Origin of the sequence: Mesorhizobium sp. M0633 (assembly GCF_040320645.1) — a bacterium.
Taxonomy (GTDB): Bacteria; Pseudomonadota; Alphaproteobacteria; order Rhizobiales; family Rhizobiaceae; genus Mesorhizobium.
Genome location: NZ_JAMYQC010000012.1, coordinates 55,401 through 75,705 on the forward strand (window position 1 = coordinate 55,401; position 20,305 = coordinate 75,705).

A 20,305-nucleotide genomic window follows, 5' to 3' on the forward strand; every position below is an offset into this window, starting at 1 on the left:
CGCAGCACTCACATCAGCCGTCGCCCATCGGCGCCGAAATACAGCGGCGAGCGATAGCGGATCATGATCTTGTCGCCCTGCGCCAGGTCGGTGTCGGGGTCGGTTAGCGTCACCAGCTTCCTGGTCCCCACCGTCACATGCAGATGGTTCTGGTCGCCGAGATGCTCGACCCAATCGACGACGCCGTCGGCATGGCCGTTCGCCGCCTTCTCGATCGAAAGATGTTCGGTACGAGCACCGATCGTCTTTGTTCCCGCCGGCGCGCCACCATCCGGCAGCAGTCCGACCGGCAACAAATTGATTGCCGGTTGGCCGAGCCTTGCGGCGACGTGAAGGTTTGCCGGCTCAGAATAGATCGTGCGCGGGGAACCGACCTGCACCAGCACGCCGTCGGCGAGAATGCCGATGCGGTCGGCCATGGTCATCGCTTCGATCTGGTCGTGCGTGACGTAGAGCATTGTGGCGCCGAGTTCCGCCTGGATGCGCTTCAGCTCGAGCCTGAGATCGGCGCGCAGCTTGGCGTCGAGCGACGACAGCGGCTCGTCCATCAGGTAGATCGACGGCTTGCGCACCAAAGCGCGGCCGATGGCGACGCGCTGCATCTCGCCGCCAGAGAGTTTGGTCGAGCGATTATTCAGCTTGTGGTGGATGCGCACCATCTTGGCCACGTCCTCGACGCGGCGGCGGATCTGATCCTCCGGCATTTTCCGTGCTGGCGAGCGCAGCGGAAAGGCGAGGTTGTCGTAAACCGACAGATGCGGATAGAGCGAATATTGCTGGAACACGAAAGCGGTGTCGCGCTCGGCCGGCGACAGCGTCGTCGTGTCGTGGCCGGCAATATGGATCGAGCCCGCTTCCGGACGCTCCAGCCCGGCGATCAGCCTGAGCGTCGTCGTCTTGCCGGCGCCGGTCGGCCCGAGCAGTACGACGAATTCCCCGTCGGCGATATGCAGGTCGAGATTGTCGACGGCGACATGCTCGCCAAAAGCCTTGGTCACGCTTTTGATGTGAACGTCAGCCATGATGTGCTCTCCCCTGGGAGGCCGAGTCATGGATTTCGGTGCGCACCGCACGGCCGGATCCTTTTGCGAACAGCGACAGCCGCGCGCTGCTCAGCGCCAGGCCCACATGATCGCCCGGATTGAGCCGGATTTCGGCCGGCACCCTGGCCTTGATGATGCCGTCTGCTGTCTCCACCGCCACGATCTGAGTGGTGCCGAGATATTCCGTGCCGTAAATGGCACCGCGCAGCTTCGAAGCGTCGTCGAAGCGGATGTGCTCCGGTCGGATGCCAAGCGCCATCTCGGCCGGCGCGACGTCCTCGCGGATCTCCGGCACGGCCACCTTCGCGCCTTGCACAACAATTTCCCTGGCGCCCTTTGAAAGCCCGCCGCCGAAGCCGAGGAAATTCATCGGCGGCGAGCCGATGAAGTCGGCGACGAACATCGTCGCCGGCCGGTCGTAGATCTCGCGCGGCGTGCCGAACTGCTCGATGACGCCGTGGTTCATCACCGCGATCTTGTCGGCCATCGACATCGCTTCCATCTGGTCATGCGTGACATAGACGGTGGTGGCGTGGATGCGGTTGTGCAGTTCTCGCAATTCATGGACCATCAGGTCGCGGAATTCGGTGTCGAGCGTGCCGAGCGGCTCATCCATCAGGAAACATTTTGGCCGCCGTACGATGGCGCGGCCGAGCGCCACGCGCTGGCGATCGCCGCCGGCAAGCCCGGAGACCGATTTGTTGAGCAGATGGTCGATCCGCAAAAGCTTCGCCGTCTCCTCCACTCGGCTCCGGATTTCAGCGCCTGGCATGCCTTGCGCCAGCAGTGGAAAGCCGATGTTCTTCTGCACATTCATGTGCGGATAGAGCGCGAACAGCTGGAAGACGAAGGCGATGTCGCGCTCGCGGGCACGCCGCATGGTGACGTCCTCGCCGCCAAGCAGGATCTTGCCGCCGGTCGGCAGTTCGAGCCCGGCGATCATGCGCAACGTCGTCGTCTTGCCGCAGCCGGACGGCCCCAGCATGACGAAGAATTCGCCGTCCTCGACGACGAAGTTGGAATCCTGCACGGCGACGAAATCGCCGAATGCCTTCCTCAGATGTTCGACCCTGATCTCGGCCATCGTCTACTCCGGAAATTTCGAGACGATGATGAACATCGCCGTGCCCGCAAGCATGGTGATGAAGGAATAGGTGTAGAGCACCAGTGCGAAGGGCTGGAACAGCATCAGGAAGCCGATGGCGATGATCGCGGTGGCGACGTTTTCCATCAGCCCGCGCCTGGCCCAGACGGGCCAGCGCGATTTGCGTTTTGCGGTCATGCTCATTTACGCACCGCGCCAAAGGTGATGCCGCGCAGCAATTGCTTGCGAAGCAGGATGGTGAAGACCAGGATCGGCACCAGGAAGATCGTCGTGCCGGCCGCGACCGCCGGCCAGTCCTGACCGCCTTCGCCGATGATGGTCGGGATGAAGGGCGGCGCGGTCTGCGCCGTGCCCGAGGTCAGTAGCGAAGCGAACGCATATTCGTTCCAGGCAAAGATCAGGCAGAAGATGGCGGTTGCGGCAATACCGGTGGTCGCCTGCGGCAGTACCGTGCGCCAGAACGCCTGCAGCCTGGTGTAGCCGTCGATCATCGCCGCTTCTTCATATTCGCGCGGGATCTCGTCGATGAAGCCTTTCAGCAGCCACACCGCCAAGGACACGTTGACCGCCGTATAAAGCAGGATCATGCCGAGAGCCGTGTCCGACAGGCCAAGCTCCCGGTACATCAGGTAGATCGGGATGGCGACGGCGATCGGCGGCATCATCCGCGTCGACAGGATGAAGAACAGAAGGTCGTCGGCGAGCGGCACCTTGAAGCGCGAAAAACCATAGGCCGACAGCGTGCCGAGGAACACCGCGCAAAACGTCGAGCCGAACGCGATGATCAGCGAATTGACGAAGCGCGGCATGAAGTTGGACGGGCCGGCGATCACCATGTTGCGCTTGCGCACCGTCTCGTCGCACAGGCCCGTCGCCGGTCCCAGCGAGTTGATGTATTCCGGTGTTTGCCGAGTCCGGGTCGAGAACAGGTTGCAGTAGCCCTCGAGGCTGGGCTGGAACAGGATCTTCGGCGGATAGGCGATCGAATCCGGCGGCGTCTTGAAGCTGGTGGCGAAGATCCACAGCAGCGGCACGATCGAGATCAGCGCGTAGGCGACGATGATCGTGCCGGCGACGCGCTTCGACGTGGCCGACGGCGCGACAACGGAATGGGCTGACGTCAGGCTCATCTCTGCTTCACCTTGTTGAGCGCCTTGACGTAGATGTTTGCGAGGCCAAACACTGCGACGAACAGGATGATGGCGAAGGCCGAGGAATAGCCCGTCCGCCAGCTTTCGAAGGCCTGCCGCTTCAGCGTGATCGAGGCCACTTCGGTGGTTGATCCCGGCCCGCCGCCGGTGAGCAAATTGACCATGTCGAACATCTTGAAGTTCTCGATGCCGCGAAACAGCACCGCCAGCATGATGAAGGGCAGCGCCATCGGCAGCGTGATCGACCAGAACTGCCGCCAGTTGGAGGCGCGGTCGACCTCGGCCGCTTCGTAGATGTATTCGGGGATCGAGCGCAGGCCAGCGAGGCAGATCAGCATCACGTAAGGCGTCCACATCCAGGTGTCGACGATGATGATCGACCATGGCGCCAGTGACACGTTGGAGAGCATGCTGATTTCGGTTGCCGGAATGCCGGTGACGAACGAAACGGCGTAGGCGAACAGCCCGATCTGCGGCTCGTAGAGGAAGCGCCAGAAATTACCGACCACCGCCGGCGACAGCATCATCGGCACCAGGATGATTGTCGTCCAGAAGGCGTGGCCGCGAAACTTGCGGTCGATCAGCCAAGCCAGCGTGAAGCCGATCAGCGTCTGCAGCAGGATGGTCCAGAACACGAAATGCGCCGTCGTCTGCATGGCGATCCAGATGTCCTGGTCGGCGAGGATGCGCTTGTAGTTTGCCAGCCCAAGGTTCTTCACAACCTCGTTGGGCCGATTGGCGCGAAAATTGGTGAAGGACAGATAGATTGCCCAGAACAGCGGAAAGATGTTGATAGCTAAAAGCAACAGGATCGTCGGCGAGATGAACAGCCAGGCGAGGCCCTTGTCGCTGATGCCCCGGACCTTGCGGGCCAACGGCTCGGGCGTAGCCCGGGCAACGCTGTCCGCCGTCCGATTGAGCATGGTCAGTCCTGCTTCGGTCACTTGGCTCGTCTCGACAATGGAATTTATCTGAACTGTGTCCCGTGCCAAGTGGCACGGGACGGTTCGGTCATGGGCTCGGGAGGAGCCGTTTACATCTTGCCATCGTCCTGGAAGACCTCGGTCCAGTCCTTGACGAGGCCGTCGAGCGCATCCTTGGCCGAGCCTTGCCCGGCAACGACATAGTCGTGGAAGCGCTTCTGCGATGCCTGCAACAGCGGGGCATAGCTCGGCTCGGCCCAGAAGTCCTTCACGATGGCCATCGAGTCGAGGAAGGTCTGCGCGTAGGGCTGGCTGGCCGGGAAGGCCGGGTCCTTGACGACCGCGTTGAGGCAGGAATAGCCGCCGAGCGACCACCATTTGGACTGCACGTCCTTGTTGGCGAACCATTTGATGTATTTGAGCGCGGCTTCCTGCTTGTCGGAATAGGAGACCACCGAGATGCCCTGGCCGCCGAGCTGGGCGAACTGGTCCCCGTCCGGACCTTTGGGATTGACGAAATAGCCGATCTTGTCGCCGCCGACATTCTCGTCCTTCTGCAGGCCTGGCCAGGTGAAGGCGAAGTTCATGTGCATCGCCACCTGGCCGGATTTGAACGCATCGACGCCTTCGCCCATGTAGCTGTTCGAGGCGCCGGGAGGGGTGCAGCAATCGTAGAGGGCTTTGTAGAACTCCAGGCCCTTCACCGATTTATCGGAGTTGACGAAGCCTTCCATCTCGTAGGGCTTTTTCGGGTTTTCGTACTGGAAGCCGAAGCTGTAGAGGACGTCCATGGCGCCCATGGTGATGCCTTCCGAGCCGCGCTCGGTGTAGATCGACGCGCCATAGACGGTCTTGCCGTCGATGTCGCGCTTCTGGAAGAATTCGGCGATCTGCTTCAATTGGTCGAAGGTCGTCGGCGGGCCGAGATCCCAGCCGTACTTTTCCTTGAATTCCTTCTGCAGCTCCGGCTTGGAGAACCAGTCCTTGCGGTAAGTCCAACCGACGACGTCACCCATGGCCGGCAGCGCCCAGTAATTCGGCGAGTTCTTCGGCCATTCCGAATAGCCGACGACGGTCGCCGGCACGAAATCGTCCATGCTGATCTTCTCCTTGTCGAAGAAGTCGTTCAGCTTGACGTAATGGCCGTTCTCGGCGGCACCGCCGATCCACTGGCTGTCGCCGATGATGAGGTCGCACAGCTTGCCGTGCGAATTCAGCTCGTTGAGAAAGCGATCGGCATAGTTGGTCCACGGCACGAATTCGAATTTCATGCCGATGCCGGTTTCCTTGGTGAAGTCCTTGGACAATTCCACAAGCGCGTTGGCCGGGTCCCAGGCTGCCCAGCAAAGCGTCAGATCTTCTGCCTGCGCGACATTCGAAACGGCTGTCGACGCAAAGAGTGTCGATGCCAGTCCCAACGCCAATTTCAAGGTCGATTTCATGCCTTCCTCCCATTTGCGAAACGCGTCCGGATGACGGTTTCAAGAGCCCGCTAAACCCCTCCTCGGGGGCCCAAACACAACGACGCGGCGGCGCACCGGATGTTTAGTAATTTGTTTAGTGATGCAATTTTTACTAAACAAGGCAAGCGAATTCGTTGCTGCATCGCAGCATGCTGGATAGGAAAGCAACGTGAGAAGTTGCGGCGACCTGCCTAGGTCACCGTCTTGTTGCTGACGGCCACCGGACGGATCACTGGGGCCGGCGGCAGCAGCGCGCGGATATCGGCGAAGGGGAAGACTGGCTCGAAGCGGAAGGCCTCGGCGAACGATCCGGCTGGGCCGTTGCACTGGCCGGCGCGAAAGGCGTTCTGCGTGCGCGCCGCGTCGACGAAACGCTCGGGATCCTGCGACTGGTGCGCCCGGATCGCCTCCGCCTTGAGATCGAAATGCCTGGAGGTATCGACGTAGTGCGTTGGCGAAAACCCGGTGCCGCCGAACGTGTCGGCATGTAGCACCGGCACCGAGAATGACGCTGCGATGCGCACGCCATCCGACAGCGCGCGGTGGTCGCCATGATAGTCGTTCGGCGCATGCGTTATCACCAGATCCGGCCCTATCTCGCCGATCAGTGCTTTGAGCGCCCCGATCAGCGCGGCATCCGCGACCAGCCCGCCATCGGGAAAGTCGAGGAAGCGCGGCGTCACGCCAAGCAGGCCGGCCGCCGCCGTCGCCTCCTTGCGGCGCGTGCGGGCAAGTGCGGCCGGATCGCCATAGCCGCCCCTGGTGCCATCCGTGGCTATGGCAAAAAAGAGTTCTGCGCCTTGCGCGGCATAGGCCGCCATCGTACCGAACATGAAGATCTCGATGTCGTCCGAATGCGCGCCAAGCGCCAATATCTTCACTCTCATCTCTCCCGGAAATGGAAAAACGTGCCCAACGGAATTCTGCTCGCGCTCATCGCCTATGCAAGCTATTCGTGCAGCGACGCTGTTGTCAAAAGCCTGGGCGGGCAGTTCAACGTCTTCGAGATCGGCTTCTTCTCGACATTGTTTGCCGGCTGCTTTCTGCTCTTTACCAGGCCGGCAGGCGAGCGCTGGCTCGATTTCTGGCGCACCAACCGGCCCTGGGCGGTACAGGCCCGGGCCTGGGCCGGCATCGCCTCGGGCGTGCTCAGCGTCTATGCCTTCACCACCATCCCGCTGGCGGAAGTCTATGCGCTCATCTTTCTGGCGCCGCTGTTCGTCACTATCCTGGCCACGCTGGTCCTCAAGGAAAAGGTCGGCCCATGGCGGTGGCTGGCGGTCGTCGCCGGCTTTGCCGGAGTCATGCTGGTCGTCAGGCCTGGTTTTCGCGAGTTGCAGCTTGGCCATCTGGCGGCGTTCATCATCGCCTTCCTGGCCGCCACCAATGTCATCCTGATGCGTTCGCTCGCCGCGCAGGAAAAGCGCACAACGATGCTCGGCGTGCTGATCGGCTACGGCCTGCTCTTCAACGGCGTCGGTGCGGCGGCTACCTCGTTCTCGCTGCCGGATGGCAGGCAATGGGCCTGGCTGGTGCTGGCCGGCGCCTTTACCGCCGGCGGCCAGCTGCTGCATCTGCTGGCGGTCAAATACGCGCCGGCCAACCGCATCGCGCCGACGCATTACTCGCAGATCGTCTGGGCGGTGGTTCTAGGTGCGCTGTTCTTCAGGGAATATCCGGATTTTCTGTCGCTGGTCGGCTTGGCCGTGGTCGGCGGTTCCGGCCTGCTGACGATGGTGCGCGAGGAGGTGCGGCTCGGCACGGTGCGCTGGAACCCGTTTTTGCGGACCAGGCTTTGAGTCGGCGCCGAGGTTGCGCCGCGACCGCCACCGCTGATATGCGGTCGCTGCCAACTGGCTGCACAGCATAGCACAATGACGACAAAACCCTTGCCGGACCTGCCGGTCTCCGTTGTCTTGCCGGCGCTCAATGAAACGCTGAGCCATGGTAACAGCGCCGTGCTGGTGGCGCCGCCCGGTGCCGGCAAGACGACGCTGGTTCCACTGGCGCTGCTCGACGCTGAATGGCTCGGCGGCGGAAAGATCATCCTGCTCGAGCCTCGCCGCCTCGCCGCCCGCGCTGCCGCCCGCCGCATGGCCGAATTGCTCGGGCAAGAGCCCGGCGAAACCGTCGGCTATGCCATGCGCATGGAAAACCGCAGTTCCGCAAAGACCAGGATTCTCGTCGTCACCGAAGGCGTGCTGTCCCGCATGATCCTCGACGACCCGGAACTGCCTGGTGTCGCGGCGGTGCTATTCGACGAGTTCCACGAACGCTCGCTCGACGGCGATTTCGGGTTGGCGCTGGCGCTCGACGTGCAGGGTGCGCTGAGGCTCGAACTCAGATTGCTGGTGATGTCGGCAACGCTCGACGGCGCGCGTGTCGCAAAATTGCTGTCCGGCGCGCCGGTGATCGAGAGCGCAGGCCGCGCCTTCCCGGTCGACATCCGCTATGACGAGCGGCCGGCCGGCGTCACCATCGAGGACGCCATGGCCAAGGCGATCCGCTCGGCGCTTGCCGGGGAGGAGGGCAGCGTGCTCGCTTTCCTGCCCGGCCAGCGCGAGATCGAGCGCACCGCAGAGCGGCTGGCGGGCAAGGTCGGCGCCGATACCGACATCGTGCCGCTCTATGGTATGCTCGACAACAAGGCGCAGGACGCGGCGATCAAGCCGGCGCCGCTCGGCCGCCGCAAGGTCGTGCTGGCGACGTCGATCGCCGAGACCTCCATCACCATCGACGGCGTGCGCGTCGTCATCGATTCCGGCCTGTCGCGGCTGCCGCGCTATGAGCCGGCGAGCGGCCTGACGCGGCTGGAGACGGTACGTGCTTCCCGCGCTTCCGCCGACCAGCGCGCCGGCCGTGCCGGGCGCACGCAGCCGGGCGTCGCCATCCGGTTGTGGCGGGCCGAGCAGACGGCGGCCCTGCCGGCCTTCACGCCGCCGGAAATCCTCGAGGCCGATCTTTCCGGCCTGTTGCTCGATAGCGCGGCGTTCGGCGTCGCCGATCCGACCAGCCTGTCCTTCCTCGACCCCCCGCCGGCTCCGGCGCTCACCGAGGCGAGGGTACTGCTACGTGCGCTCGATGCTGTCGATGCGGCAGGACGCCTGACGGATGCCGGTGCCGCGATGCGGAGGCTGGCGCTACCGGTGCGGCTCGCCCACATGGTCGCCGAGGCGGCAAGGACCGGAGAGGCGCTCGAGGCGGCGATGCTCGCCGTATTGTTGACCGAGCGTGGCCTTGGCGGCGATGGTGCCGATCTCGAACGGCGGCTGCTGCGCTTTCGCGCCGAAAGATCGCCGCGCGCCACCGCCGCCCGGCAGCTGGCTGAGAGGCTGGCAAAGCAGGCTTCACCCTCCCCCTCGAGGGGAGGGTCGGCGAGCGAGCCGAGCGCAGCGAGACGAGGGAGACGGGGCGGGGTCGTCGATGGCGTGCCCGAACCGACCCCACCCCGATCCGCTACGCGGATCGACGCGCCGGGGCGAGCCACGGGTCTCGCCCGTCCTTCCGACCCCCTCAAGGGGGAGGGCAGCACAGCCGGCGCTCTCCTCATCCATGCCTGGCCGGATCGGGTCGCCAAAGCGCGCGGCGAGCGTGGCCGCTTCGTGCTTGCCAACGGCTCGGGCGCCATGCTCGACGCCTCCGATCCGCTGGCCGGCGAGACCTGGCTCGTCGTCGCCGACCTGCAGGGCAAGGCGCAGAACGCCCGCATCACCGCAGCGGCAGCCATCGATGAGGCCGACATCCGCACTGCGCTGGCGGAAAAGATCGAGACCCGCCGCGAGGTGAGCTTCGACCGCGACAGGCGCGCGGTGCGGGTGCGCGAAACGGTTCGCCTCGGCGCCATCACGCTGTCCGAACGCATGCTGCCGGCGCCGACCGGTGCCGACGCGGATCGCGCCATCCTCGACGCCTTGCGCGAACACGGCCTGTCCCTGTTGCCGTGGAACAGGGAGGCGGAGACGTTGCGGCAGCGGCTCGGCTGGCTGCATCGCGGCCTCGGCGCGCCATGGCCCGATGTCTCCGATGCCGCGCTCGTCGAGCGCCTCGACGACTGGCTGCTGCCATTCCTTTCCGGCGCGGCATCCTTTGCGGCAATCGATCCCAGCATGCTCTCGCAAGGCCTGATGACGCTGGTGCCGCACGAATTGCAGCGCAAGATCGACACATTGGCGCCGACCCATTTCGACGCGCCGTCGGGCAGCCGGCTGCCGATCCGCTATGACGGCGAATGGCCGGTGCTGGCGATCCGCGTGCAGGAACTGTTCGGCTTCGACCGGCATCCGGCGATCGCCAACGGCACTGTGCCGCTGACGCTCGAATTGCTGTCGCCGGCTCACCGGCCGATCCAGACGACGCGCGACCTGCCCGGCTTCTGGCGCGGCTCCTGGGCCGATGTGCGGGCAGAGATGCGCGGCCGCTATCCCAGGCATGTCTGGCCGGAGAACCCGCTTCTCGCCGCCGCCACCAGCCGCGCCAAGCCGCGCGGTACCTGATGCTTCCAGACTGTCATCCCGAACCGAGGGCCGGCTTCGGCTGTTTTCGGAAAAGACCTCCGGCTGTTTCCCCTCTATAATCACTGGCCATGATAAACATCCTGCACGCACCCGACTTCCAGCAAAGCCAGCGGCTGCGCCTCAACACGCTGATCAGGTTGCGCTGGCTTGCCATCGTCGGCCAGAGCCTGACCGTGCTTGTCGTCGCTTACGGGCTGAAATTTCCGCTGCCGGTCAGCATGTGTTTTGCGCTGATCGCCTGTTCGGCCTGGATGAACCTTTTGCTGACCTTCCGCTATCCGGCGGCGCATCGGCTTACCCCGTTCTCGGCCTTCGCCATCCTGACCTTCGACAGCCTGCAGCTTGCCGGCCTGCTCTACATGACCGGCGGCCTTACCAATCCGTTTTCGCTGCTGATGACCGTGCCCGTCGTCGTCTCGGCGACGTCGCTGCCGCTGCGGCTGACCGCCATGCTCGGCGCGCTGGTGATCGTGGCGGCGACGCTGCTGGTCTTTTACCACCTGCCGCTGCCATGGCATGAGGGCGCGCCATTGGCGATGCCGTTCATCTATGTCGCAGGCATGTGGATGGCGGTGTTCTGCTCCATCGCCTTTACCGCGATCTATGCCTTCCGGGTGGCCGAGGAGGCGCGGCTGCTTGCCAACGCGCTTGCCGCCACGGAATTGGTGTTGCAGCGAGAGCAGCATCTCTCTGCCCTCGACGGCCTCGCCGCGGCCGCCGCGCACGAGCTCGGCACACCGCTCGCCACCATCACACTTGTCGCCAAGGAAATGGAGAAGGCGCTTGGCGAAGATCCGAAATACGGCGAGGACGTGAAGCTGCTGCGTTCGCAGAGCGAGCGCTGCCGCGAAATCCTGAAGCGCCTGACCAGCCTGTCCTCCGAGAGCGAGGTGCACCTCTCGCGCCTGCCGCTGACCTCGCTGGTCGAGGAGGTGACGGCGCCGCACCGCGATTTCGGCATTTCGATCAAGCTTCGGCCGGGCGAGCGCATCGGCCCGGAACCGGTGGGCCGGCGCAACCCCGGCGTCATTTACGGCCTCGGCAATCTGGTCGAGAACGCGGTCGACTTCGCCCGCAACAGCGTGACAGTGCGCTGGAACTGGAATGAGGCCGCCGTCAGCTTCTCGATCATCGACGACGGGCCGGGCTTTCCACCGGAGATCATCGACCGTATCGGCGAACCCTATATGTCGACGCGACAAGGCACCGAAGCCGGCGGCGGCCTCGGCCTCGGCCTATTCATCGCCAAGACCTTGCTCGAACGCTCCGGCGCGACGCTCGATTTCCGCAATTCAAGCGAGCCCGGCGAGGGCGCTATCGTGCAGATATCGTGGCCGCGCAGCGTCTTCCTCAATCCCGAGCAGGCTTCGGCCACCATGTTCGACACGGCCTAAATTGGACAATAGCGTTGCGAAACTATATTTGCGTAAAAATCAGGCAGCAGGATTTTCAGCACGATGAGTACTGACGAAACGATTGGCGCAATGGTCGAAGGCGAGGATACCTCGCTGCTGATCGTGGACGACGACAAGCCGTTCCTGACGCGGCTTGCCCGCGCCATGGAAACCAGGGGTTTCGTGGTCGAGACGGCGGAGAGCGTCGAGGAGGCGGTTGCCAAAGCGCGCGCCAATCCGCCGGCCTATGCGGTGGTCGACATGCGGCTGGCCGACGGCAACGGCCTCGACGTCGTCGCCGCGATTCGCGAGAAGCGCGACGATGCCCGCGCCATCATCCTCACCGGCTACGGCAACATCGCCACTGCGGTGACGGCGGTAAAGCTCGGCGCCATTGACTATCTGTCGAAGCCGGCCGATGCCGACGATATTTTTGCCGCCCTGACCCGCACCGCGGGCGAACGCGCAGCGCCGCCAGAAAATCCAATGTCGGCCGATCGCGTGCGCTGGGAACACATCCAGCGCGTCTACGAAATGTGCGACCGCAACGTCTCGGAAACCGCACGCCGCCTGAACATGCATCGCCGCACGCTGCAACGCATCCTCGCCAAGCGCGCGCCGCGCTAAAGGGCTCTCATTACAGGCTTGCCCGGTCAGCGCTGTTTGCGCATCATCGCTTGGCGGTGTCGGACCTTGCCGCTGATACGACGGAGGCGACATGCAGGACGAAAAGCGGCTGGTCTCCATGCTGCGCGAATTCCTCGACAGCGAGGCGGCCGGCGGCCTCATTCTGATGGCTGCGGCGGCCTTGGCCCTGATCGTCGCCAATTCGCCGCTGGGCGAGGCTTATTTCTCCGCCCTCCATGCCTATCTCGGACCGCTCAGCGTCTCGCACTGGATCAATGACGGCCTGATGGCGGTGTTCTTCCTGCTGGTCGGTCTCGAGATCAAGCGCGAAATGCTTGACGGCCAGCTGTCGACCTGGCCGCGCCGCGTGCTGCCCGGCATCGCCGCCGCCGGCGGCATGGCAGCGCCGGCACTGGTCTACGTCGCCATCAACCGCAACAATCCAGCCGCTCTGTCCGGCTGGGCGATCCCAACCGCCACCGATATCGCCTTTGCGCTCGGCGTGCTGTCGCTGCTCGGCAGCCGCGTCCCGGGCTCGCTGAAGATATTCCTCACGGCGCTCGCCATCATCGACGATCTCGGCGCGGTGCTCATCATCGCGGTGTTCTATACCAGCGGCCTCTCGCTCGCCTATCTCGGCGCAGCCTTCGCCGTGATCGCGCTGCTGGTGGTGCTCAACCGCATGCGGGTGCTGACGCTGCTGCCGTACATCTTGCTCGGCATCGTTCTGTGGGTTTTGGTGCTCAAATCGGGCGTCCATGCGACGCTCGCCGGCGTCGCGCTGGCCCTCACCATACCGCTGAAGATATCGCCGGGCAGCGGCCATGATCTCGACCATTCGCCGCTGCACCGGCTCGAACACGACCTGCACAAAGTCGTCGCCTTTTTCGTCATCCCGATTTTCGGCTTTGCCAACGCCGGCGTCTCGCTCGCCGGTCTCAGCGCTGCCGCCCTGGCCGAGCCGCTGACGCTCGGCGTCGCCGCCGGCCTCGTCTTGGGCAAGCTGGTCGGCGTGTTCGGGTCTTCCGCGCTTGCCATCCGGCTTGGCTTCGCCGATCTGCCGGTCAATGCCGGCTGGCTGCACATGGTCGGCATTTCGCTGCTCTGTGGCATCGGTTTCACCATGAGCCTATTCATCGGCCTGCTCGCCTTCGCCAGCGACGCCGCCCTGCAGGACGCGGTCAAGGTCGGCATCCTCGCCGGCTCCTTCATCGCCGCGCTCCTAGGCGCCGCTGTGCTGCTGGTGGCGCCGGCCGCAGGCGAGGCGGAGGGGGCGGAAGAATAGGCGTCTCCTCGCGGGCGCTACCCGTGAGCGACCATGACGTGGCGGACGGCGGTATAGTCCTCCAGCGCGTAGAGCGACATGTCCTTGCCGTAGCCGGATTGTTTCAACCCGCCATGCGGCATCTCGTTGGTCAGCATGAAATGGGTATTGATCCAGGTGCAGCCATATTGCAGCCGGGCCGCCGTCGCCATGGCGCGCGAAACATCCTTGGTCCACACCGACGACGCCAGGCCGTAGTCAGAGTCATTGGCCCAGTTCACCGCTTCGTCGACTTCGGAAAAGCGGGTGACCGAGACCACCGGACCGAACACTTCGCGGCGCACGATCTCGTCCTCCTGCAGCGCGCCGGCGACGACGGTCGGCTGGTAGAAGAAGCCGGAGCCCTCGCCCGGCTTGCCGCCCGTGGTGATCTCGATGTGCTTGAGCTCAGAGGCGCGCTCGACGAAGCTCGAGACGCGGTCGCGCTGGCGACGCGAGATCAGCGGGCCGATCTCGTTTTCGGTATCGTCAGGACGATCATACTTGATGGTCGAGACGGCAGCGGAGAGGTCGGCGACGAGCTTGTCGTAGATCTTCTTGCCGGCGTAGATGCGGCAGGCGGCGGTGCAGTCCTGGCCGGCATTGTAATAGCCGAAGGCGCGCAGGCCGTTGACCACCGCGCCGAGATCGGCGTCGTCGAAGACGATGACCGGCGCCTTGCCGCCGAGCTCGAGATGCGTGCGCTTGACCGATTTGGCGGCAGCCTGCAGCACCTTCTTGCCGGTGGCGACGTCGCCGGTGATCGAGATCATGTTGACCTTCGGGTGGTTGATCAGCGTGTTGCCGACGCTGTCGCCGCGACCGAGCACGACGTTGACGACGCCTTCCGGCAGGATCTCGGCAAGGATTTTCGCCAGCTTCAGCGCGGTCAGCGGCGTCTGTTCCGACGGCTTGAAGACGACGGTGTTGCCGCCGGCAATCGCCGGCGCCAGCTTCCAGGCCATCATCATCAGCGGATAATTCCACGGCGCGATCGACGCGACAACGCCGATGGCGTCGCGGCGGACCATCGAGGTGTGGCCGGGAATGTATTCGCCGGCGACCTGGCCGGGCATCGAGCGGACCGCGCCGGCAAAGAAGCGGTAGCAGTCGACGATCGCCGGGATCTCGTCATTGAGCACGGCATTGATCGGCTTGCCACAGTTCAGCGCCTCGAGCGCCGCGAAATCCTGTGCAGCAGCCTCGATGCGATCGGCGATCTTCAGGAGATAGCCGGCGCGCTGCGCCGGTGTTGTGCGGGACCAGGTGACGAAGGCTTTTTCGGCAGCAAGCACGGCCGCCTCGATCTGCGCTGGGCTGGCCTCAGGCAGATTGAGGATGGTCGCCCCGGTCTTCGGGTTGAGGATCGGCTCCTCGGTCTCGGTGCCTTTTTCGAATTTCGAGCCGATCAGCATCTGCGTGTCCATGGAAGTCTCTCCCTTATGAACGAGATCATTTGCCCGAACCGGCGATCTGGTCGCCGTCGCGGGTCAGGTAATAGGCAGCGAGGATGGGGAGCAGCGTCACCAGCACTACCACCATCGCCACGACATTGGTGACCGGACGCTGGCGCGGACGGATCAATTCTTCGAGCATCCAGATCGGCACCGTCTGCTGCTGGCCGGCGGTGAAGGTGGTGACGATGACCTCGTCGAAGGACAGCGCAAAGGCAAGCATGCCGCCGGCCAGCAGCGCGGTTGCGATGTTGGGCAGCACGACATGCCGAAAGGTCTGGAAACCATCGGCGCCGAGATCCATCGACGCCTCGATCATCGAGCCGGACGTGCGGCGGAAACGGGCGACCGCATTGTTGTAGACGACGACCACGCAGAAAGTGGCGTGGCCGAGCACGATCGTCCAGAACGAGAACGGGATTTCGGCCAGCGCGAAGGCCGAGCGCAGCGCGATGCCGGTGATGATGCCGGGCAGCGCGATCGGCAGGATGACCAGCAGCGAGATGGTTTCGCGGCCGAAGAACTTTGTGCGGGACACGGCGGCTGCGCACAGCGTGCCGAGGATCAGAGCGATGGCAGTCGATATCGCCGCGACCCGCACAGACAATGACAGCGCCTGCCAGACGTCGGGGCGGTTCCAGGTGACGGCGAACCATTGCGTGGTCAGGCCCGGCGGCGGCCAGACGAAGCTCTTCTCCTCGGTGGTGAAGGCATAGACGAAGATCAGCAGGATCGGCAGGTGCAGAAAGAGCAGGCCGCCGGTGGCAGCGAGCTTCAGGCCGATCGGCGCGGATGGGCCACGGTCAGAGCGCATCGAAAGCCCCCATGCGCTTGGCGCCCCAGAGATAGAAGCCCATGATGACGATGGGCACCACGGTAAAGGCGGCGGCGAGCGGGATGTTGCCGGCGGTGCCTTGCTGCGAATAGACGGCCTGGCCGATGAACAGCCGCGAGGTGCCGATGATCTGAGGAATGATGTAGTCGCCGAGCGTCAGCGAGAAGGTGAAGATCGAGCCAGCAACGATGCCGGGCAGCGCCAGCGGGAACAGCACGTTGCCGAAGGTCTGGCCGGGCGAGGCGCCGAGATCGGACGAAGCCTCGACCAAATTGCCCGGCACGCGCTCGAGTGCGGCCTGCACCGGCAGGATCATGAATGGCAGCCAGACATAGACGAAGACGATGAAGGTGCCGGTTGAGGAGACCGACAATGAGTTGCCGCCGACGATCGGCAGCGATAGCCAGGCATCAAGCAGCCAGAGAAGATGCAATTTGGCCAGCAGCCATGTCAGGATGCCTTCCTTGGCCAGGATCAGCTTCCAGGCATAGATCTTGACCAGGTAGCTCGACCACAGCGGCAGCATGACGCCGAGATAAAACAGCGCCTTCCAACGGCCGCGCGCATAGCGCGCCGCGTAGTAGGCGATGGGAAAGGCGATGACCGCCGCAGCCAGCGTCACCAGCGCCGCCATCGTCACCGTGCGCAGGATGATGTCGAGATTGGCGGCCTGCAGCAGGTCGCCATAAGTCTTCAGCGTGAACTCGCGGTTGATGAGGCCGGAGAACTCATCGATCGAAAAGAAGCTCTGCAAAAGCAGCGCAAACAGCGAGCCGATATAGACGATGCCGAGCCAAAGAACCGGGGGTAGCAGCATCAGGAGCAGCAAGAATTGCGGCCGGCGCCAGAAGAGATCGGAGAGCCCGCCGCGTACGCCGCCACTACCCGGCAGGATGGCGGGGGCCGTGGCCCGCGGCATGGCAGCGTCCAGGCTCATCCTAGCTCGTCCATCAGATGCAAATGCTCGCGGTTGAAGGTGAGCACCACCGCCTCGCCTTCCCGGGGCAAGGCAGCACCCGCCGGCACGATGGCATGCAGCCGCAAGCCCTCTGCATCGAGCGCCAGTCTTGTCGTGGCGCCGAGATAGTTGGTCGAGACCAGGCGGGCGGCAACCCCTTCGCCGTTGGCCCGGCCAATACGGATGGATTCGGGCCGCAGGCTGCCCCAGCGATGCTGGCCGGCATAGCGCTGGACGAAATCCGGCGGCAGCACGTTGGACGAGCCGACGAAATCGGCGACGAAGCGGGTCTTGGGACGCTGGTAGATGTCTTCCGGCGTGCCGATCTGCATGATCTTGCCGTCATTGAAGACGGCCACGCGGTCGGCCATCGACAGCGCTTCGCCCTGGTCGTGGGTGACGAACACGAAGGTGATGCCGAGCGCCTTCTGCAGCGATTTCAACTCCTCCTGCATGTTTTCGCGAAGCTTGAGGTCGAGGGCGCCGAGCGGCTCGTCGAGCAACAGCACCTTGGGCTGGTTGACCAGCGCACGGGCGAGCGCGACGCGCTGGCGCTGGCCGCCGGAAAGCTGGCCAGGGCGACGGGCGCCGTAGCCGGGAAGCCGCACCAGCGCCAGCGCTTCTTCCGCCGCCTTTTGCCGCTCCGGTCTGCCGACGCCCTTGACCATCAGCCCATAGGCGACGTTGTCGAGCACGTTGAGATGCGGGAACAGCGCATAATCCTGGAACACGGTGTTGACGTTGCGGCGATAGGGCGGCACGCCCTCGGCGCGTTCGCCGAAGATCGAGATCGAGCCCGCCGTCGGCTGCTCGAAACCGGCGATGAGGCGCAGGCACGTCGTCTTGCCCGAGCCGGAAGGCCCGAGCATGGCGAAGAACTCGCCCGGCACGATGTCGAGATCGACCGCGTCGACGGCACGCACGCTGCCGAAATGGCGAGAGACGTTTTGGAAGGAAACGGCGGAGGTCATGGGGCTGTCCTGATCTGTCAGGCTCATCAAATTTCAGGCGGTAGCGCTGCCTCTCATCCGCCTGCCGGCACCTTCTCCTCGTATAGTGGACGGGGAGAAGGGAGGCGCTCCAACGCTGGCGACCCCCCGTTCTTCACGGGGAGAGGGTAAGGTGAGGGGCAGCGCCGAGCTTCGTAGGTGAGGCGAACTCACCGCCCGCCGATGACGCCGATATAGTCCGACACCCAGCGGTAATAGGGTACGCACTGGTCGTTCTGGGTGGCGCATTTCGAGACCGGCGTCTTCCAGAACTTGATCTTGTCGAAATTGTCGTACCCGTTGGTCTTGCACCCTTCTTCGCCGAGCAGTTCGTTGCCCTTGCAGGCGGCGGGCACCACCGGCAGCGAGCCGAACCAGGCGGAGACGTCGCCCTGCACTTTTGGCGACAGCGAATGCTCCATCCACATGTAGGCGCAGTTCGGGTGGGCAGCATCGGCCTCCATCATCGTGGTATCGGCCCAGCCGGTGACGCCCTCCTCGGGGATAGTCGAGGCGACCGGCTTCTTGGCCGCGATCAGCGTGTTGACCTGGTAGGGCCAAGAACCGGAGGCGACGACGCCTTCGTTCTGGAAATCGTCGACCTGGATGGCGGCGTCGTGCCAATAGCGTCCGACCAGCGTACGCTGGACCCGCAACAGGTCGAGCGCCGCCTTGTACTGATCCTCGGTCAGTTCGTACGGATCCTTGATGCCGAGCTCCGGCTTGTGAGCCATCAGGTAATTGGCGGCGTCGGCGATGTGGATCGGCCCGTCATAGGCCTGGACGCGGCCCTTGTTCGACTTGCCGTCGGGAAGCTTCAATTCCTCGAAGACCACGTTCCAGCTCTTCGGCGCCTCCTTGAACACTTCGGTGTTGTACATCAGCACGTTCGGCCCCCACTGATAGGGGACGCCGTAATGGACTCCGCCGACGGTGAACCAGGGCGCATCCTTCAGCCGGTCGTCGACCGTCTTCCAGCTCGGGATGAGGTCGGTGTTGATCGGCTGGACGCGCTTGCCGGCGACCAGACGCAGCGAGGCATCGCCCGAGGCGGTGACCAGGTCGAAACCGCCCTCGTTCATCAGCGAGACCATCTCGTCGGAGGTGTTAGCGGTCTTGACGTTGACCTTGCAGCCGGTTTCCTTCTCGAAGGACGTGACCCAATCATAGCCCTTGTCGGTTTCGCCGCGCTCGATATAGCCCGGCCAGGCGACGATATTGACCTCGCCTTCGCCTTTGCCGAGCTCCTTGACCTGGGCGATGGCCTGGCCGGAGAAGCTCAGCGCGACCGTCATGGCAGTGCATGATTTCAGCAATGAATTCATCGTCGATCTCCCATTTTTTGCATGACCTCGAAACCGGAAGAAGATCATGCGCCCGTTCAAAAACGTTGGATGCGCGGCTCTGAAGGGCCGTGCTCCTCGCATCGGCCCGAAAATCGGAATCGATTTTCGGAAAGCCCGATGCGAAAATTGAAAGTCTTAGAGCGTACTATGTGCGTCCAATTGGATGCACGTCGCTCTAACAGCAGCTTTGTTCCCTGACCGAAAAGTGCTGCGAAATTTCCGGTTTCGCAAATTCATTTATCAGAAACCCGATATCGATTTTTCCGATACATCAGCGGCCGATCTTCTCGGGCCGTTGGCGCACCATGCGCTGCGACTGGGCAAGTCCGATGAAGTCGCGAGCCGCCTGCGGCAGGCCGGAGCCGCGCCGCCAGACCATGCCGACCTGGACGACTGGTAACGACCCCGAAATATCGCGCGATTCGATGCGGTCGCCTTCCAGCGACCATGGCCGGTAGACGAGGTCGGGCAGCAGCGCCACGCCGGCGCCGGTAGCGACGAGGCTGCGCACCGCTTCGACCGAGCGGGTGCGGAAGGCGACATGCGGCTTGGCGCCGATTGCCGTCAGCAGCTTTCCGGTATTCTCCTCGATCTCGTCGACGGTCAGCATGATCAGCGGTTCCGAGGCGATGTCGCCGATGCCGATGATGTCGGCACCGGCCAAGGGATGGCCGAGCGGCAGCCACAGCCGGTAGGCCGAGACTTCGAGGATTTCGGACTGCAGTGCCGTGCGGTCGCGCAGGTTCGAGGTGACCATGACGGCAATGTCGAGCTTGCCGCCAATTAACAGGTGCTCGAGATAGTCGCCATTGTCCTCGATCGCCGAGACCTCGACACCCGGATAGGCGCGGCGGTAGCGGGCAAGAAGATCGGAAAGCACATAGCCGGCGACCAGCGAGGTGACGCCAAGTTGCAGCCGCCCGCTTGCCGCGGCCTGTTCGCCGAAGAAGGCGCGGCGCGCATCGGAAACGTCGGCCAGGATCTTTCTCGCATGGCGCAGGAACTGGTGGCCTTTGTGGGTGATGTTCAAGCCGCGCGGGTGGCGCTCGAACAGCTCGACGCCGAGATCGTGCTCCAGCTCCTTGATCGCCTCGGTGACCGAGGATTGCGAGATCGACAGGTTCTGGGCGGCGCCCGACACTGTGCCCTGCTCGGCGACGGCGATGAAGAACTGCAATTGGCGGATGGTGAAAGCCATGG

The 20,305-nt window shown here is 64.0% G+C and carries 18 protein-coding genes; 5 read left to right on the plus strand and 13 right to left on the minus strand.

The genetic code is table 11. The features are described 5' to 3' along the window. Positions 1-8 precede the first annotated feature (8 nt). From NKI47_RS15115 to NKI47_RS15145, 7 genes are all read right to left on the minus strand, one after another. Complete coding sequence (locus NKI47_RS15115; protein ID WP_352591123.1) at positions 9-1,022, minus strand: ABC transporter ATP-binding protein; 1,014 nt, start codon at positions 1,020-1,022, stop codon at positions 9-11. Then, the gene (locus NKI47_RS15120) at positions 1,015-2,127 is read right to left on the minus strand and encodes an ABC transporter ATP-binding protein (RefSeq protein ID WP_352591126.1); all 1,113 of its coding nucleotides are present in this window, start codon (positions 2,125-2,127) and stop codon (positions 1,015-1,017) included. Before NKI47_RS15120 ends, NKI47_RS15115 begins: the two co-directional genes overlap by 8 nt. 3 nt (positions 2,128-2,130) lie before the next feature. Beyond that, positions 2,131-2,331: a hypothetical protein gene (locus NKI47_RS15125; RefSeq protein ID WP_023676334.1), complete on the minus strand. Its 201-nt coding sequence runs from the start codon at positions 2,329-2,331 to the stop codon at positions 2,131-2,133. After that, on the minus strand, positions 2,328-3,278 hold the full coding sequence (locus NKI47_RS15130) for a carbohydrate ABC transporter permease (protein WP_352591129.1): 951 nt from the start codon (positions 3,276-3,278) through the stop codon (positions 2,328-2,330). The genes NKI47_RS15125 and NKI47_RS15130 overlap by 4 nt, the downstream gene beginning before the upstream one ends. Continuing rightward, on the minus strand, positions 3,275-4,222 hold the full coding sequence (locus NKI47_RS15135) for a carbohydrate ABC transporter permease (RefSeq protein ID WP_031211681.1): 948 nt from the start codon (positions 4,220-4,222) through the stop codon (positions 3,275-3,277). Before NKI47_RS15135 ends, NKI47_RS15130 begins: the two co-directional genes overlap by 4 nt. Positions 4,223-4,332: 110 nt before the next feature. Further along, a complete protein-coding gene (locus NKI47_RS15140) occupies positions 4,333-5,664 on the minus strand; it encodes an ABC transporter substrate-binding protein (protein WP_352454682.1) in 1,332 nt (443 codons plus the stop codon). Positions 5,665-5,876: 212 nt separating this feature from the next. Next, positions 5,877-6,566, minus strand: coding sequence for a PIG-L deacetylase family protein (locus tag NKI47_RS15145; protein WP_352591132.1), 690 nt, complete (start codon positions 6,564-6,566; stop codon positions 5,877-5,879). A 27-nt stretch (positions 6,567-6,593) separates the two neighbouring features. On the opposite strand from NKI47_RS15145, the gene NKI47_RS15150 reads away from it, so the two are divergent. From NKI47_RS15150 to nhaA, 5 genes are all read left to right on the plus strand, one after another. Further along, positions 6,594-7,484: a DMT family transporter gene (locus NKI47_RS15150; protein ID WP_352591135.1), complete on the plus strand. Its 891-nt coding sequence runs from the start codon at positions 6,594-6,596 to the stop codon at positions 7,482-7,484. A 75-nt stretch (positions 7,485-7,559) separates the two neighbouring features. Continuing rightward, a complete protein-coding gene (gene hrpB / locus NKI47_RS15155) occupies positions 7,560-10,178 on the plus strand; it encodes an ATP-dependent helicase HrpB (protein WP_352591138.1) in 2,619 nt (872 codons plus the stop codon). 89 nt (positions 10,179-10,267) lie between these two features. Further along, on the plus strand, positions 10,268-11,593 hold the full coding sequence (locus NKI47_RS15160) for an ActS/PrrB/RegB family redox-sensitive histidine kinase (protein ID WP_352448476.1): 1,326 nt from the start codon (positions 10,268-10,270) through the stop codon (positions 11,591-11,593). 63 nt (positions 11,594-11,656) lie between these two features. Further along, on the plus strand, positions 11,657-12,220 hold the full coding sequence (locus NKI47_RS15165) for an ActR/PrrA/RegA family redox response regulator transcription factor (protein ID WP_023676342.1): 564 nt from the start codon (positions 11,657-11,659) through the stop codon (positions 12,218-12,220). Between the two features lie 91 nt (positions 12,221-12,311). Further along, a complete protein-coding gene (gene nhaA, locus NKI47_RS15170) occupies positions 12,312-13,505 on the plus strand; it encodes a Na+/H+ antiporter NhaA (RefSeq protein WP_352591142.1) in 1,194 nt (397 codons plus the stop codon). Between the two features lie 17 nt (positions 13,506-13,522). On the opposite strand, the gene NKI47_RS15175 is transcribed toward nhaA, so the two are convergent. The 6 genes from NKI47_RS15175 to NKI47_RS15200 all read right to left on the minus strand — a co-directional run bounded on the left by NKI47_RS15175 (position 13,523) and on the right by NKI47_RS15200 (position 20,303). Next, positions 13,523-14,950 carry a gamma-aminobutyraldehyde dehydrogenase gene (locus NKI47_RS15175; protein ID WP_352448478.1) on the minus strand — a complete coding sequence of 476 codons (1,428 nt, stop codon included), beginning with the start codon at positions 14,948-14,950 and terminating at the stop codon, positions 13,523-13,525. A gap of 25 nt (positions 14,951-14,975) precedes the next feature. After that, positions 14,976-15,791, minus strand: a complete 816-nt coding sequence (locus NKI47_RS15180) for an ABC transporter permease (protein ID WP_023676345.1) — start codon at positions 15,789-15,791, stop codon at positions 14,976-14,978. Beyond that, positions 15,781-16,731, minus strand: a complete 951-nt coding sequence (locus NKI47_RS15185; protein WP_352454675.1) for an ABC transporter permease — start codon at positions 16,729-16,731, stop codon at positions 15,781-15,783. Before NKI47_RS15185 ends, NKI47_RS15180 begins: the two co-directional genes overlap by 11 nt. 14 nt (positions 16,732-16,745) lie before the next feature. Beyond that, positions 16,746-17,741: an ABC transporter ATP-binding protein gene (locus tag NKI47_RS15190; protein ID WP_352591146.1), complete on the minus strand. Its 996-nt coding sequence runs from the start codon at positions 17,739-17,741 to the stop codon at positions 16,746-16,748. 188 nt (positions 17,742-17,929) lie between these two features. Further along, the gene (locus NKI47_RS15195) at positions 17,930-19,084 is read right to left on the minus strand and encodes an ABC transporter substrate-binding protein (RefSeq protein ID WP_352591149.1); all 1,155 of its coding nucleotides are present in this window, start codon (positions 19,082-19,084) and stop codon (positions 17,930-17,932) included. Positions 19,085-19,376: 292 nt separating this feature from the next. Further along, positions 19,377-20,303 carry a LysR family transcriptional regulator gene (locus NKI47_RS15200; protein ID WP_023676350.1) on the minus strand — a complete coding sequence of 309 codons (927 nt, stop codon included), beginning with the start codon at positions 20,301-20,303 and terminating at the stop codon, positions 19,377-19,379. Positions 20,304-20,305: the final 2 nt, after the last annotated feature.

Bases quoted from the DNA above. Each gene is read 5' to 3' on its own strand.
- NKI47_RS15115 (WP_352591123.1), bottom strand. From the start codon at position 1,022: ATGGCTGACGTTCACATCAAAAGCGTGACCAAGGCTTTTGGCGAGCAT.
- NKI47_RS15120 (WP_352591126.1), bottom strand. From the start codon at position 2,127: ATGGCCGAGATCAGGGTCGAACATCTGAGGAAGGCATTCGGCGATTTC.
- NKI47_RS15125 (WP_023676334.1), bottom strand. From the start codon at position 2,331: ATGAGCATGACCGCAAAACGCAAATCGCGCTGGCCCGTCTGGGCCAGG.
- NKI47_RS15130 (WP_352591129.1), bottom strand. From the start codon at position 3,278: ATGAGCCTGACGTCAGCCCATTCCGTTGTCGCGCCGTCGGCCACGTCG.
- NKI47_RS15135 (WP_031211681.1), bottom strand. From the start codon at position 4,222: ATGCTCAATCGGACGGCGGACAGCGTTGCCCGGGCTACGCCCGAGCCG.
- NKI47_RS15140 (WP_352454682.1), bottom strand. From the start codon at position 5,664: ATGAAATCGACCTTGAAATTGGCGTTGGGACTGGCATCGACACTCTTT.
- hrpB (WP_352591138.1), top strand. From the start codon at position 7,560: ATGACGACAAAACCCTTGCCGGACCTGCCGGTCTCCGTTGTCTTGCCG.
- NKI47_RS15160 (WP_352448476.1), top strand. From the start codon at position 10,268: ATGATAAACATCCTGCACGCACCCGACTTCCAGCAAAGCCAGCGGCTG.
- NKI47_RS15165 (WP_023676342.1), top strand. From the start codon at position 11,657: ATGAGTACTGACGAAACGATTGGCGCAATGGTCGAAGGCGAGGATACC.
- nhaA (WP_352591142.1), top strand. From the start codon at position 12,312: ATGCAGGACGAAAAGCGGCTGGTCTCCATGCTGCGCGAATTCCTCGAC.
- NKI47_RS15175 (WP_352448478.1), bottom strand. From the start codon at position 14,950: ATGGACACGCAGATGCTGATCGGCTCGAAATTCGAAAAAGGCACCGAG.
- NKI47_RS15180 (WP_023676345.1), bottom strand. From the start codon at position 15,791: ATGCGCTCTGACCGTGGCCCATCCGCGCCGATCGGCCTGAAGCTCGCT.
- NKI47_RS15185 (WP_352454675.1), bottom strand. From the start codon at position 16,731: ATGCCGCGGGCCACGGCCCCCGCCATCCTGCCGGGTAGTGGCGGCGTA.
- NKI47_RS15190 (WP_352591146.1), bottom strand. From the start codon at position 17,741: ATGACCTCCGCCGTTTCCTTCCAAAACGTCTCTCGCCATTTCGGCAGC.
- NKI47_RS15195 (WP_352591149.1), bottom strand. From the start codon at position 19,084: ATGAATTCATTGCTGAAATCATGCACTGCCATGACGGTCGCGCTGAGC.
- NKI47_RS15200 (WP_023676350.1), bottom strand. From the start codon at position 20,303: ATGGCTTTCACCATCCGCCAATTGCAGTTCTTCATCGCCGTCGCCGAG.